Annotated in this window: 13 protein-coding genes; 11 read left to right on the top strand and 2 right to left on the bottom strand. The window is 45.4% G+C overall.

The window, feature by feature from the left end; genetic code table 11:
- Positions 1-9 precede the first annotated feature (9 nt).
- From ACRRSY_RS21815 to polA, 3 genes are all read left to right on the top strand, one after another.
- Positions 10-1,431: a protein adenylyltransferase SelO gene (locus ACRRSY_RS21815; RefSeq protein ID WP_432464023.1), complete on the top strand. Its 1,422-nt coding sequence runs from the start codon at positions 10-12 to the stop codon at positions 1,429-1,431.
- Positions 1,419-1,727, top strand: coding sequence for a DUF3630 family protein (locus tag ACRRSY_RS21810; RefSeq protein ID WP_432460440.1), 309 nt, complete (start codon positions 1,419-1,421; stop codon positions 1,725-1,727). Before ACRRSY_RS21815 ends, ACRRSY_RS21810 begins: the two co-directional genes overlap by 13 nt.
- Positions 1,728-2,112: 385 nt before the next feature.
- Positions 2,113-4,872 (top strand): DNA polymerase I, encoded by a 2,760-nt coding sequence (polA, locus tag ACRRSY_RS21805; RefSeq protein WP_432464022.1) that lies wholly within the window; start codon positions 2,113-2,115, stop codon positions 4,870-4,872.
- A 788-nt stretch (positions 4,873-5,660) separates the two neighbouring features.
- Here the strand turns inward: polA and yihA are convergent.
- Complete coding sequence (gene yihA, locus ACRRSY_RS21800) at positions 5,661-6,281, bottom strand: ribosome biogenesis GTP-binding protein YihA/YsxC (RefSeq protein ID WP_432455469.1); 621 nt, start codon at positions 6,279-6,281, stop codon at positions 5,661-5,663.
- 144 nt (positions 6,282-6,425) lie between these two features.
- Between yihA and ACRRSY_RS21795 the strand changes: the two genes are divergently transcribed.
- The 5 genes from ACRRSY_RS21795 (at position 6,426) to hemN (ending at position 10,155) form a co-directional block, all read left to right on the top strand.
- On the top strand, positions 6,426-7,037 hold the full coding sequence (locus ACRRSY_RS21795) for a c-type cytochrome (RefSeq protein WP_432464021.1): 612 nt from the start codon (positions 6,426-6,428) through the stop codon (positions 7,035-7,037).
- Positions 7,038-7,145: 108 nt separating this feature from the next.
- Positions 7,146-7,778 carry a class I SAM-dependent methyltransferase gene (locus ACRRSY_RS21790; RefSeq protein WP_432455471.1) on the top strand — a complete coding sequence of 211 codons (633 nt, stop codon included), beginning with the start codon at positions 7,146-7,148 and terminating at the stop codon, positions 7,776-7,778.
- Between the two features lie 12 nt (positions 7,779-7,790).
- Positions 7,791-8,318: a Der GTPase-activating protein YihI gene (gene yihI / locus ACRRSY_RS21785; protein WP_432455472.1), complete on the top strand. Its 528-nt coding sequence runs from the start codon at positions 7,791-7,793 to the stop codon at positions 8,316-8,318.
- Positions 8,319-8,323: 5 nt separating this feature from the next.
- Positions 8,324-8,770 (top strand): DUF2489 domain-containing protein, encoded by a 447-nt coding sequence (locus ACRRSY_RS21780; RefSeq protein WP_432455473.1) that lies wholly within the window; start codon positions 8,324-8,326, stop codon positions 8,768-8,770.
- A gap of 11 nt (positions 8,771-8,781) precedes the next feature.
- Positions 8,782-10,155, top strand: coding sequence for an oxygen-independent coproporphyrinogen III oxidase (gene hemN / locus ACRRSY_RS21775; RefSeq protein ID WP_432455474.1), 1,374 nt, complete (start codon positions 8,782-8,784; stop codon positions 10,153-10,155).
- Positions 10,156-10,206: 51 nt separating this feature from the next.
- Here hemN and znuA read toward each other — a convergent pair whose 3' ends face one another.
- A complete protein-coding gene (gene znuA / locus ACRRSY_RS21770; RefSeq protein ID WP_432455475.1) occupies positions 10,207-11,097 on the bottom strand; it encodes a zinc ABC transporter substrate-binding protein ZnuA in 891 nt (296 codons plus the stop codon).
- A 121-nt stretch (positions 11,098-11,218) separates the two neighbouring features.
- Between znuA and znuC the strand changes: the two genes are divergently transcribed.
- The 3 genes from znuC to ACRRSY_RS21755 are packed head-to-tail and all read left to right on the top strand — an operon-like array spanning position 11,219 to position 13,341.
- Positions 11,219-11,968, top strand: coding sequence for a zinc ABC transporter ATP-binding protein ZnuC (znuC, locus tag ACRRSY_RS21765; protein WP_432464020.1), 750 nt, complete (start codon positions 11,219-11,221; stop codon positions 11,966-11,968).
- 3 nt (positions 11,969-11,971) lie between these two features.
- Positions 11,972-12,760, top strand: a complete 789-nt coding sequence (znuB, locus tag ACRRSY_RS21760; RefSeq protein ID WP_432464019.1) for a zinc ABC transporter permease subunit ZnuB — start codon at positions 11,972-11,974, stop codon at positions 12,758-12,760.
- Positions 12,760-13,341, top strand: a complete 582-nt coding sequence (locus tag ACRRSY_RS21755) for a Sua5/YciO/YrdC/YwlC family protein (protein ID WP_432455478.1) — start codon at positions 12,760-12,762, stop codon at positions 13,339-13,341. Before znuB ends, ACRRSY_RS21755 begins: the two co-directional genes overlap by 1 nt.
- Positions 13,342-13,358: the final 17 nt, after the last annotated feature.

Raw genomic sequence — 13,358 nt, 5'->3', positions numbered from 1 at the left:
AGGAGCTATATGGAGTTTGTAAATCGCTTTGCCCAAGCGCTTCCCGAGCTATGCCATCAGCAACAGCCAACAGCTTTGAGTGAGCCAGAGATGGTGATCGTTAGTCAACAGAGTTGCCAGTTGTTAGCTTTGGATGCGAACTTTATGGCTAGTGAACAGGGTTTGGGATTAACGGCAGGACAATTACTGGTTGACGGGATGGACCCGGTTTCTACGGTGTATGCGGGCCATCAGTTCGGGGGGTATTCTCCACAATTGGGTGATGGTCGCGCTTTATTATTGGGTGAACTGAAAACGCCACAGGGAGAGCACTGGGAGCTGCAACTGAAGGGCTCGGGTTTAACCCCTTTCTCACGACAAGGTGATGGCAAAGCGGTATTGCGTTCCAGTATCCGCGAGTTTTTGGCCAGTGAAGCCATGGCGGCCTTGGGGATCGCCACCACCCGAGCGCTAAGCCTCGGAGTTGGTGGAGGCGAAGTGCGCCGAGAGCGTTTGGAAAAAGAAGCTATGTTGCTGCGCTTCGCGCCTAGTCATATTCGCTTTGGTCATTTCGAATACCTTTATTATCAGCAGCAATCCGGCCTACTCAAACGGCTGATCGACTTTTGTTTAGAGCATTATTTTAGTGATTGTTTAAAGCAGTCTAATCCAGTGTTGGCGATGTTGCAGCAGGTGGTTGATAGCACTGCTCTAATGATCGCTAAATGGCAGGCTGAAGGTTTTTGTCATGGCGTGATGAATACCGATAACATGTCGATCTTGGGTTTAACCATCGATTATGGTCCTTACGGTTTTCTGGATGATTTTAATCCGCGGCATATTTGTAATCACAGTGATCATCATGGCCGTTATGCCTTCGATCAGCAGCCTGCGGTAGGCTTGTGGAACTTGCAGCGTTTAGCTCAAGCCTTGTCGGATTATGTTCCCAGTCACCAAAGTGAGGCTCTGTGGTTACGTTATCAGCGAGTGATTAATCAACATTATCAGATGTTTATGCTCAATAAGTTGGGTTTGTCACAGTGGCAAGATCAAGACGAATCTTTGCTTTCCGGTGTGCTCAGTTTAATGGCGCAGCAAGGTTTGGATTATCATTCCAGTTTACGCAGTTTAGCCCAACCGATGGCTGAGTTGCCAGCTTTACTGGGCGAACCTTGGCAAGCTTGGTTAGCGACTTATCGGGCGCGCTGCGCCGAGGCGGAGCGAGACGAAACACAGCGCTGTGAGGCTATCCAACAACATGTGCCTTTATATGTATTGCGTAATTATCTCGCGCAACAAGCGATCACAGCTGCCGAAGCTGGAGATTATTCGGAGTTGCAAACGCTGCATCAAATCTTAAGCCAACCCTTTAATCCTCAGAAAAACGCCGAGCGTTTTGCAGCCCCGCCACCACATTGGGGGAAGTGTCTGGAAATCTCATGCAGCAGTTGATCAAGGCATACCAGATACTGAGTGAACATGGTGCGATTAATCTGCAACATCAGCTAACTGAGCAGAACTTCATGGCTTTTGCTCGTCAATTTATTGAACAGCAGGGATGGGCTGAGTCGTTTAACGAACAGGGTGCCGATTGGCAAGTACTAGGGTTTTATCTTGAACAGCAATTGTGGTGGTGGCGCTATGATCTTTTGAGTGACAGTTGTTGGTTTGAATGCGCCAATTTATCGCAATTTTCCGCAAGTTGCGCACCATTATTGGTCGCCTTAGAGCATGCCAACTTAACTTAAAAAAATAATATTTTTAGCTGGTCAAATTGTGATCTAATCCAAGGTTTGCCCGAGAGTAATCTTCTATATTTACCCACCTGCCTAGCTTAGCTTGTTTAATTATTGCTCAGTTAGTTTGCAAAAACAGCGTCATGGAATGATGTTTTCCACATTAGGAAAAGTATTCACCGCTCCAGATCTTCCTGTTTGTTTTTACATAACCTGTTGTTAATAGTGGTTTATTTTTATAACCTTTATCTTGCTTCTATTTTTGCGAGAGAATTATTGCTGTTTGTCAACAGACTTATCCACAATTTATTCTCTGGCTAAGGGCTTAGCTCTGGTGCATTTTAGGTGGCTGTGGCATCATCGTGCGCAATTAAAAATTGAACTATGGATCAAGCTTATGGCGACCCTCCCTGAGCAGCCTCTGGTATTAGTAGATGGCTCTTCTTATTTGTACCGTGCATATTATTCACCCCCTCATCTGACGAACTCTAAAGGTGAAGCAACCGGCGCGGTCTATGGTGTGATTAATATGCTGCGTAGCTTGCTGAGGCAGTTTCAGCCTGAACACATCGTGGTGGTTTTTGACGCTAAGGGTAAGACTTTTCGCGATGAGATCTATAGCGACTATAAAGCAAATCGCCCATCAATGCCTGACGATTTACGTAGCCAAATTGAGCCTTTACATGCGGTGATTAAAGCTATGGGTTTGCCTCTTTTGGCGATTTCTGGGGTGGAAGCAGACGATGTCATTGGAACCTTAGCCAAACAGGCCTCCGCTGAAAACAAAGCCGTATTGATTAGTACCGGTGATAAAGATATGGCTCAGCTGGTCGATCAAAATATCACTCTGATTAATACCATGACCGATACTGTGATGGATCGAGAGGGAGTGATTGAAAAATTTGGGGTCGCGCCAGAGCTCATTATCGACTATTTGGCGCTGATGGGCGATAAAGTCGATAACATTCCCGGTTTACCTGGGGTTGGCGAGAAAACCGCGCTGGCCATGTTACAAGGCATTGGCGGTGTCGAAGCTTTGCTAGCTGACCCAGACGCGGTGGCCCCCTTAGGTTTTAGGGGCTCTAAAAGCATGCCCAAAAAACTGCGCGAGCATGCTGAAGAGGCGCGTTTATCTTATTTATTGGCAACCATTAAGTGCGATGTTGAGGTTGGCTTCAGCATGGATGATATGAGTCGCAGCCCGGAAGATAAAGATGCGCTGATTGCTCTATTTGGCCAGCTAGAATTTAAACGTTGGCTTAGTGAAGTTTTAGATAAAGACAGTGCTGGCTCTGGGGTGGCTCAAGCGAGTGATGTGGCAAACCAAGCGGTGGTAAAGCCTCTTATTGGGGATTATCAAACCATTCTCAGTGAACAGCAGTTTAGTGATTGGCTGAGCAAGCTGGAACAGGCCGAGCTGATTTCGCTTGATACCGAGACTACCTCACTCAATTATATGCAGGCAGAACTGGTTGGTTTATCGTTTGCGGTGGAAGCAGGCTGTGCTGCATATTTACCTTTGGCCCACGACTACTTAGATGCACCGGCGCAATTGGATCGTGGCTGGGTATTGGCCCAGTTAAAACCTTTATTGGAAGATCCCAATAAATCTAAAGTTGGGCAAAATTTAAAATATGATGCCAGTGTTTTGGCCCGCTACGACATCAATTTACAGGGGATCCGGTTCGACACGATGTTGGAATCCTATGTGCTCAACAGCACCATTACTCGCCACGATATGGACTCCTTATCGTTGCAATACTTGCAGCATAAAACCATTAAGTTTGAAGATATTGCTGGTAAAGGTGCCAAACAACTAACCTTTAACCAGATTGAATTAGATGTGGCTGCTCCCTATGCCGCAGAAGATGCCGATATTACCTTGCGTCTGCATCAGGCTTTATGGCCCCAGTTAGAGCAGTTACCAAAGTTGAAGCAGTTGTTTGAGGAAGTGGAAGTTCCCCTGGTGTCGATTCTTTCACAAACCGAGCGGCAAGGGGTGCGGATTGATAGCGCGCTTTTGGCCAAGCACAGTTTATCACTGGCTGCGCGCATTGATAGTCTCGAAAAGCAGGCTCATGACTTGGCTGGGGAAGCGTTTAATCTAGGGTCTCCGAAGCAATTACAAACCATCTTATTCGACAAGATGCAGTTACCGGTGGTGAAGAAAACCCCCAAAGGTGCGCCCTCAACCGCCGAAGAGGTATTGCAGGAACTGGCGCTGGACTATGCACTACCCAAGGTTATTTTGGAATATCGTAGCTTGTCCAAATTGAAGTCCACTTACACCGACAAACTACCAAAAATGGTGGAACCAAGTACCGGTCGTGTGCACACTTCTTATCATCAAGCTGTAACGGCCACTGGACGTTTCTCATCCACCGACCCTAATTTACAGAATATTCCGATCCGTCATGAAGAGGGGCGTAAAGTTCGTCAGGCCTTTGTCCCAGCCGAGGGTTATAAGCTGGTGGCTATCGATTATTCGCAAATTGAGCTGCGAATTATGGCCCATCTTTCTCAAGATAAAGGTTTACTCAAGGCCTTTGCTGCCGGCGAAGATATTCACCGGGCGACTGCGGCCGAAGTTTTCGGTAAGGCTTTGGAATCGGTCAGTGCCGATGAACGACGCAGTGCTAAAGCAATTAATTTTGGGTTGATTTATGGCATGAGTGCTTTTGGTCTCGCCAAGCAACTCGGGATTGCTCGCGGTGATGCGCAAGCCTATATGGACCGCTATTTCGAGCGTTATCCTGGAGTACTGGTCTATATGGATACCACCCGTGATTTCTGCCAAGCGCATGGTTATGTCGAAACCCTATTTGGTCGACGTTTATACCTGCCTGAAATTAACTCGCGTAACGGTATGCGTAAGAAGGCTGCTGAGCGAGCCGCTGTGAATGCACCGATGCAAGGCACCGCCGCTGACATTATTAAAAAGGCAATGATAGCGGTCGCCCAGTGGTTAACAACTCAAGCGAGCGAACATTGCAAAATGTTGATGCAGGTTCATGATGAATTGGTATTCGAGGTTCTAGAAAGTGAATTGGAGCGGGTCGTTCCGAAGTTAACCCAGTTAATGGAGCAGGCGGTGACCCTCGACTTACCTTTGATTGCCGAAGCGGGGGTGGGGGATAATTGGGATGAAGCACACTAAATTATAGAAATATTTGATCAAGGAGGCCTAGGCCTCCTTTTTTTTGAAATTTGGCGGCATTGATTTTTGTAATTCAGAAAACGTTTTCAGGTAATTAAATCACTTCTATTTGTGTAAATGTGAAATTTCATTACAAAAAGTGCTTTATTTTTCGGCGGTATTGCTCTAGAGTAAGAGTCGTAGGGTACAGAGGTAAGATGTTCTATCTTTCAGACCTTTATTTCACGTAGTTGAAAAAGGCTATTTTGCCGCCTCGACAGTTTATGTCGAGGCGTTTTTTTATCTAAAACGTGAACCGACCTCAGATTTTTACCATTTATTCTTTTATTCCCATTGTTTGTTTATAAATTCCTTATTATTCGTTGCTAAATTACATATTTGCTTGAGTTTTTGCTGATGGCATGAAACTGCTGATTTATAAAATTAAGTGGTCGTTGTGATGTATTGGCGACAAATGGATGTTTATCTCTGGCTACTCAGAGGGTTAAAAAGAAAGAAATGGAAAGTTTTTATGAATTAGTGTGAACTTATTATTTTTGGCGCAGTCTTAATTTATGCAATTGGAATAGTGCTTTCAGTTTTTAAGAATTCTTTTCTTAGTATGCCTCATCAGATGATGGGGCTTTTTTTTGAGCGAAATTTGATGCTGTAGATTTTTGCTGGCTGCTTGTTCGTCGCGAATAAATGAAGATAGGCCGCCAGTCTTAGAGCTATTGGCCTATCTCGTATCTGATTGTTGGGTATAAGACGAACCCTACTGAAGCGTCAATAAAGGTGCCTGAGTATTTTTATTCGGCTTGTTCTTGGCTATGTTGGTCGAACCAAGTCACTAGGCTGTTTTGCAGTAAATCTAGACCCTGTTTTTTCAGAGAAGAAAAAGCTTCCACACGCACCTCTCCACCAAACTCTGCTGCGAGTGCTCGGCCTTGTAATACCGCTGTTTTGCGTGCACCTTGTTTGAGTTTGTCCGATTTGGTTAAGAGTGCGAGTACCGGAATGTTAGACTCAACTGCCCATTGTATTAAGCTGCGGTCGGTATCTTTGAAGGGATGGCGAATATCCATTAATACCACGATCCCTTTCAGGCTTTGCCGTTCTTGCAAATACTCAGACAAAGATTTTTGCCATTGTCTCTTCACTTCTTCGGGCACTTGGGCAAATCCATAGCCAGGTAAATCGATTAAACGAACGCCTTCACTCAGTTCAAATACATTGATGAGTTGGGTTCGCCCTGGGGTTTTACTGGTTCGGGCTAAGCTTTTTTGTCGGGAGAGGGCATTCAGCGCACTGGATTTTCCCGCATTGGAGCGGCCAGCAAAGGCGATTTCAATTCCGCTGTCCTCAGGCATTGCCTGAATGTTAGGAGCGCTGGTAATGAAGTGGGTGTTTTGAAAATGATATTGCGCCATGGTTAAGTTAAGCTCTCACAGGAATTTGGGGTAATACATTACGTTTTTGGTAAAATTGTGTAAAATATGCCGTTACTGGGCTAGCTAAGTGTATCACGGGCGCCAGTGTGTGTGGTTTGGAATAATACTAATAAATGGAATGTCATGAAAAAACTTACCTTAGTGTTAATGTTAGTGGCGGGTGTAGCCAGTCCGGTATGGGCAAAGGGAGATGCTACGGCTGGGGAGCAAAAGGCTGCGACCTGTAAAGCTTGTCATAATGATCAGGGCGAGGCCTTAGGCTACCCCAAATTAGAAGGCCAGCACGCTGGATACATTGTGAAGCAGTTAGAAAACTTTAAGGCTGCGGCAACTGGTGGAGAAGGGCGTAGTAACCCGGTGATGGGTGGTATGGCGATGCCGCTTTCCGAGCAAGATATGCAAGATTTGGCCGCTTATTTCTCGAGCCAGCCGATGAGCCCCAATACCACAGCTCCAGAATATGTGGATGCTGGTAAAAAGCTATATATGGGAGGTGATTTGGAGCGTGGTATTACAGCCTGTACGGCCTGTCACGGTCCTCGTGGTGTTGGTCATGACTTAGCTAAGTTTCCGCGTATCTCATCACAATATGCGACTTACTTGAAGACCCAGTTAGAAAGTTTCCGAAGTGGTACGCGTAATAACGACCCGAATGGTATGATGCGTGATATCGCAACCAAACTGACGGATAAAGATATCGAAATTTTGTCGCAATATCTGGGTGGTTTGCACTAATCCCACAAGGAGTAGCTGGCGCTACTCCGTTCTTCCTGATTTATTATTCGCCATCTTAATTCTAAGTGTTACACTTGCGCCCCTAAAAAATAGGCGAGGTGTTAAGCGGTGAAATGTCCACTCTGCAGTGCTGTTTCTGCGAACGATTTTTATCGTGATAAACGCCGCCAATATTGGCATTGCTCACGTTGTGATCTCATTTTTGTCGATCCTAATGATCACTTAAGTCCTTTGGCGGAAAAAGCTCAGTATGACTTGCATCATAACGATCCTCAGGATGCTGGATATTTATCTTTTTTGCGGCGAGTGAGTGAGCCAGTCATTGCGGCCTTAGATGACTCGGCCGTCGGGCTAGATTTTGGCTGTGGGCCGGGTCCGGCTCTATCGTTATTGTTGGCGCAGGCGGGTCATCACTTACTCAACTATGATCCTATATACTATCCAGAGGCACAGTATTTACAGCAACGTTATCGCTTTGTGACCTGTACCGAAGTTGTTGAACATTTCAATTTTCCAGCAAGTGCTTGGAAACAACTGCTGTCGTTAGTGGATAAACCGGGATTGTTAGCGGTAATGACAAAACGTCATTGGGGAACCGAGGTGTTCCCGCAGTGGCATTACAAGAATGATCCCACGCACCTTGCGTTTTATAGTGATAATACGTTGTGCTGGTTGGCGGAACACTATCAGTTTCAATTGCAAATAGTCGGCCCAGATGTGGCCCTATTTCAGACCGTTTAAAAGGTAAAGAAGATGGCTAGAGGTAAAAAAAATCGTAAAGGCGGCTTAATTGGGATGCGTAAAGATCCTGACTTTAAAGCTAAGCGTGTGGCTGTTCCCGATCGGGTCACCATTGGTAAGGGTAAGGCTTCTGGGAGTCGTCAGCAGATCGCTGAGGCGAGCAGTCATCAAAGTCAAGCGGTCGAAAAGCAAGACGCACGGCTTGGCAGTAAGACGCCAGTCGCCTTAGGTGTTGAGGCTCCTCAGGCGCGTAAGCCGGCCGCGAAACCTACCAAGAAAAAAGTGGTTTTAAGCCCAGAAAAAGAATTGGCAAACTTAGAAGCGGATCCCCGCTTAGAAAGCCTCATCGATATCTTGGATGAGGGGGGGAGTATTAGTAAACAAGATCAGCAGTGGCTTGATTTACAGCTGGCTCGCCATGCTGAATTATTGGCCGAATTGGGTCTGGTTGAAGATGCCGAAGAGGCGGACGCTTTAGACGAAGATGAGCAGTTATGGCGTTCGCTAAATAGCGCGTCCTTGGATCAATATAAGGATTAACAACGATGTTTTGGCTGTTGCTGATTGCGGCGCTTATTATTGTGGCCTTGGCGGTGTATGCCGCTTTGTTGGTTGGACGTTTATTTGGTCAAAATAAAGTGATTAAACAAGCCGTTGTTAAACGCAACCAACGCTTATTGAGCGATATTAGTTATATTGCAATCGCGATGCAGCAGCAACGCTGTGGCTTATCGGAAGGCGTAATTCGTCTGTGTAATCTGTTAGTGGCGCTGCAAACGCCTAAGCTGATCGATTGGTCGCAGCGCTTTCCTGCGGTGTTTCAATTGTATGATGCGATCAATGAGTTACCCACTCATGAGGCTCGAAATCGCTTACCTTTGCCGCAGCGCAAACGTCAAGATCAGCATCGCGAAGCTCACGAACAAGCTTTAGAGCAACAGATCTTACAAGAAGCTAAAGTAATCGCCCAACTTAACATAGATACGCTCTAGGAGAAGATCGGATGGCCATATTAGGTGTTGACTGGGATCAGTCACTCATTGAAAAGTATAATTATTCTGGGCCGCGTTATACCTCTTATCCTACGGCCTTAGAGTTTAGTGAAGACTTCGCAGAGGCACAGTTTAATATTGCCTGCGAAAAGTTTCCAAATCGAAATTTATCACTCTATTTACATATCCCGTTCTGCCATAAGCTTTGTTATTACTGTGGTTGTAATAAGCTGATTACTCGCCACCAGCATAAGGCTGATATTTATCTCGATTATTTAGAGCAAGAGATTTTGCTACGCGCACCACGTTTCCAACAGCGTTTGGTGAGTCAAATGCATTGGGGAGGAGGTACGCCGACCTATCTTCAAGCTGAACAACTGAAACGCTTGACGGCCATCTTACATAAACAGTTTCAATTTGCTGAAGACGCTGAAATTAGCATTGAAGTTGATCCTCGGGAAATCGAACTGTCGACCATTGATTTACTCGCTGAACTAGGTTTTAACCGGATTAGCTTAGGCGTGCAAGACTTCAATAAGCAGGTACAGCAAGCGGTGAATCGAGAGCAAGATGAGCGTTTTATTTTTGCCTTAGTGGCGCGTGCTAAACAGCTTGGTTTTCGTTCGGTTAATATTGATTTAATTTATGGCTTACCCCATCAGACTCGCCACAGTTTTAATCAGACTTTAGCGCGGGTGATCGAGTTAGATCCCGACCGTTTATCGGTATTTAACTATGCGCATCTGCCGAGTCGTTTTGCGGCCCAAAGAAAGATCGATGAAACGGCACTTCCGAGTAGTGATGAGCGTTTAGGCATTTTACGTGACAGTATTGAGTTTCTTGTAAAGCATGGTTATCAATTTATTGGAATGGATCATTTTGCCAAGCCTGATGATGAGCTGGCAATCGCTCAGAGCAAAGGTAATTTACATCGTAACTTTCAAGGTTATACGACCCAAGGCGAAGCTGATTTATTGGGTTTAGGCGTTTCTTCGATTTCAATGTTAGGGGATGCTTACAGCCAAAATCAAAAAGAGTTGAAGACTTACTACGCTCAAATGGATCGTTTAGGCCATGCTCAGTGGAAAGGTATTGCTTTGACGCAAGATGATTTGATCCGTCGCGAGTTGATTAAAAAACTGATTTGTAATTTTAAATTGGATTTTGCTGAGATTGAGCGACTGTTTGATTTGAAGTTTGAGCAGTATTTTGCAGAAGACTTGAAGTTATTGCAGGGATTTTTGGATGATGATTTAGTACAGCTAAATGGACAAATCTTAGTCGTTACCGATAAGGGGCGCTTATTAATTCGAAATATTTGTATGTGTTTTGATGTCTACTTCCGCAGTCAGGCACGGCGCCAGCAGTTTTCTCGAGTGATATAAATAACGATTTGAATCAAAAAGGAGCCGAGACTCCTTTTTGATGCTGGTAAATTACGCTTGTTCGCTGCTTAAGCAATTGCGGTATGCATCGGCCATATTTTGCAGTAATTGAAAGTAGCTCTGAGCGTTTGGTACAACGGCGATGCCTAAGGGATCCAACAGGCCGATCTTTGCACCGCTATCTTCGCTAATAGTATGCAGTAGCGCACCATCAAATTGCGGCTCGGCAAAAATACACTGAGCTGAACCTTGCTCTAGATTTTGGCGTATGTATTGTAGCGTTTTGGCACCGGGTCTACGTTGTGGGTTAATGGTGAACTCTCCTAAACGGTTTAATTTAAACTGTCGCTCGAAGTAACTGTAGCCATCGTGAAACACAAAGTAACCCTGTTGCTTGACGGGCCTTAGCTGCTGGTCAATTTTCTTGTTGAGCTGATCTAAGCGTTGGTTAAAGCGCTGTAATTGCTGCTGTAGATGGATACGTTGCTCAGGATTGAATTTGATCAGTTGTTCAGTTATTGCTTTTGCTATGACGCGACTTTCGGCGGGGCCAAGCCAAATATGTGGGTCAACCTCATGGTGATGTTCCGCGTGTTGATGCTGTTGGTGGGCCTTTTCACCACTAATTAGTTGTAAATCCTTTAGTTCAAGTAATGCCAGTTGAGCACGTTGGGTCTGGCTTAGCGGTTTACTTAAGAAAGGTTCCAGTTCGTCGCCCACCCATATCACTAAGTCGGCTTGACGGATCCGTCTTACATCCGAGGGACGTAATGCGTAGTCATGTGGTGACACGTTAGGGCTAATTAAATACTCTACTGTCTGTTCGCCTTCGGTCAGGCTACTAATCAATAGTTGCAAGGGTTTAATACTGACTAAAATATTCGCGTTGGTTGCCCATGTGGGCGTGGCGATTAACAATAAAGCAAAGATCAGTTTACGCATGTAGGCTATTCGAGATGATTTAGTAAAATAATACGATAGTGTAACATCTAGTGTAGAATAGCGCGCCCTTGATGAAACCCCATTGGGGTTTTACGTTAGATTTAATCATAGGATTTTGGTATTGACCACCTTACTTTCATTAAGCAATGTATGCGTTAGTTTTGATCAGCGGCTGGTATTAGATCATGTCTCGCTGGAGCTCAATCGCGGCCAGATTACGACGCTGATTGGTCCAAATGGCGCCGGTAAAAGTACGCTGGTGAAAGTGATTTTAGGTTTGTTGCGGGCCGATTCTGGCAATATAACTAAAGCGACTAAGTTGCGCATTGGGTATGTACCGCAAAAGATTAATCTTGATGAATCCTTTCCGTTAACGGTTGAGCGCTTTTTAAAATTGGCTCGACATTATTCTAAACAAGATTTGAGTCGAGTCATTCGACAGTTGGGTATTGATGGTTTGTTGACCCGACAAATTGTTCGTTTGTCGGGCGGTGAGTTACAACGGGTATTGTTGGCGCGCGCGCTGTTAGGCAAACCACAATTGTTGGTATTGGATGAACCCGTACAAGGGGTTGATATTAGTGGGCAAATTGAACTCTATCAGTTGATTGCTGATATCGCACAACAAATTAACTGTGGTGTATTGCTGGTGTCGCATGATCTACATTTAGTGATGGCCGGAACTGACCATGTGATTTGCTTAAATCACCATGTTTGTTGTCATGGAGAGCCGGAAAGTGTCGCTCAACATCCCGAGTTTGCCCGCTTATTTGCCCACAATGAACGCCAGCAATTGGCCGTTTATACTCATCATCATGTGTGTGATGAACAAGATCATCAGCACCACGCATCGACCGAAGAGAATAGTTAAACCATGGACGATTTTTTAATTAATGCCCTGCTCGCAGGCTTAGGTATTGCGGTATTAGCAGGCCCTTTAGGCTCGTTTATGGTGTGGCGCAGACTTGCTTATTTTGGTGATACTTTAGCGCATGCTTCTCTGTTGGGTTTGGCTTTAGGTCTATGGTTGCAGATTAATCCGGTCTTCGCGGTGGTGATTAGCGGAGTGACATTGGCGATTATCTTATTATCCTTGCAGCGCTACAAGCAACTCGCCAGTGATACTTTGCTGGGTATTATGGCGCATTCGGCATTATCTTTGGGCTTAGTCGTGGTGGCTTTGATGGATAATGTGCGAGTCGATTTAATGGCCTATTTGTTCGGTGATTTGCTTGCGGTCACCCACCAAGATTTATTATGGATTTGGGGTGGCGGCGCGTTAGTTCTTGCGCTGTTACTCAGTCAGTGGAACAACTTATTGTCGGCGACGGTGAATGAGCAAATAGCTGAAGTAGAAGGTGTTAATATCGGATTAATGCGGGCTTTATTATTGCTGTTGTTAGCGTTGGTCATTGCCATTGCGATGAAGATCGTTGGTGCTCTAATTATTAGCTCTTTGTTGTTGATTCCGGCTGCTACGGCAAGACGTTTAAGTCGCTCTCCCGAGAAAATGGCGCTCTTAGCTATCTTGTTTGGGGCGATTTCAGTGCTGTTTGGCTTATGTTTATCTTGGTATCAAGATACCCCAGCAGGGCCTTCGGTGGTGGTTTGCGCCGCCTTACAATTTTTATTAATTCATAGCCTAGTGAAAGTAAAAGAGTAATGACAACAGAACCCCTACTTCCAGCAGCCATCAGTTTCGATGTCAACCAAGCTGTGCTCGCCCTACAGCAAGGCGCTGTGATTGCTTATCCTACCGAAGCGGTGTTTGGTTTGGGGTGCGATCCCGATAATCAAGTCGCAGTACAGAAAATTTTAGAGATTAAGTGTCGACCTGTTGAGAAGGGCCTTATTTTGTTGGCTGCTAGCTTAGCGCCTTTGTTACCCTATATTGACTACGCAGGGCTAAGCTCGTCACAGCGGCAGAAGTTGTTAAGCCGACAGGCTCGCCCTACGACTTGGTTGGTCCCGGTATCGGACAAGACACCTGCTTGGATCTGTGGACAATTTAATACGGTCGCGGTGCGGATAACTCGTCATCCAGTGGTTGAAAGCTTATGCCAGCAATGGGGCAAGCCTCTGGTCTCAACTTCAGCCAACTATAGTGGTGAACCTCCTGCCTTAACAGCGGTTAATGCGGCTCATTTACAAGGTGTTGATTTGGTCTTAGATGGTGCCTTAGGCGGTGCTGAACAAACGAGCCAAATTTTAGACATTAAAACTGGTGCGCTGTTACGCCCTTAGGACTCGTGTAAGGAAGT

The organism is Agarivorans sp. QJM3NY_33 (assembly GCF_050870865.2).
In the GTDB taxonomy this organism is placed as follows: Bacteria; Pseudomonadota; Gammaproteobacteria; order Enterobacterales; family Celerinatantimonadaceae; genus Agarivorans.
Note: the sequence above shows the minus strand (reverse complement) of the source record. Positions and strands in the feature narration are given on the sequence as shown.

What these genes read in the sequence shown, in the direction of transcription:
- ACRRSY_RS21815 (WP_432464023.1), top strand. Translation starts at nt 10, where the DNA reads ATGGAGTTTGTAAATCGCTTTGCCCAAGCGCTTCCCGAGCTATGCCAT.
- ACRRSY_RS21810 (WP_432460440.1), top strand. Translation starts at nt 1,419, where the DNA reads ATGCAGCAGTTGATCAAGGCATACCAGATACTGAGTGAACATGGTGCG.
- polA (WP_432464022.1), top strand. Translation starts at nt 2,113, where the DNA reads ATGGCGACCCTCCCTGAGCAGCCTCTGGTATTAGTAGATGGCTCTTCT.
- yihA (WP_432455469.1), bottom strand. Translation starts at nt 6,281, where the DNA reads ATGGCGCAATATCATTTTCAAAACACCCACTTCATTACCAGCGCTCCT.
- ACRRSY_RS21795 (WP_432464021.1), top strand. Translation starts at nt 6,426, where the DNA reads ATGAAAAAACTTACCTTAGTGTTAATGTTAGTGGCGGGTGTAGCCAGT.
- yihI (WP_432455472.1), top strand. Translation starts at nt 7,791, where the DNA reads ATGGCTAGAGGTAAAAAAAATCGTAAAGGCGGCTTAATTGGGATGCGT.
- ACRRSY_RS21780 (WP_432455473.1), top strand. Translation starts at nt 8,324, where the DNA reads ATGTTTTGGCTGTTGCTGATTGCGGCGCTTATTATTGTGGCCTTGGCG.
- hemN (WP_432455474.1), top strand. Translation starts at nt 8,782, where the DNA reads ATGGCCATATTAGGTGTTGACTGGGATCAGTCACTCATTGAAAAGTAT.
- znuA (WP_432455475.1), bottom strand. Translation starts at nt 11,097, where the DNA reads ATGCGTAAACTGATCTTTGCTTTATTGTTAATCGCCACGCCCACATGG.
- znuB (WP_432464019.1), top strand. Translation starts at nt 11,972, where the DNA reads ATGGACGATTTTTTAATTAATGCCCTGCTCGCAGGCTTAGGTATTGCG.
- ACRRSY_RS21755 (WP_432455478.1), top strand. Translation starts at nt 12,760, where the DNA reads ATGACAACAGAACCCCTACTTCCAGCAGCCATCAGTTTCGATGTCAAC.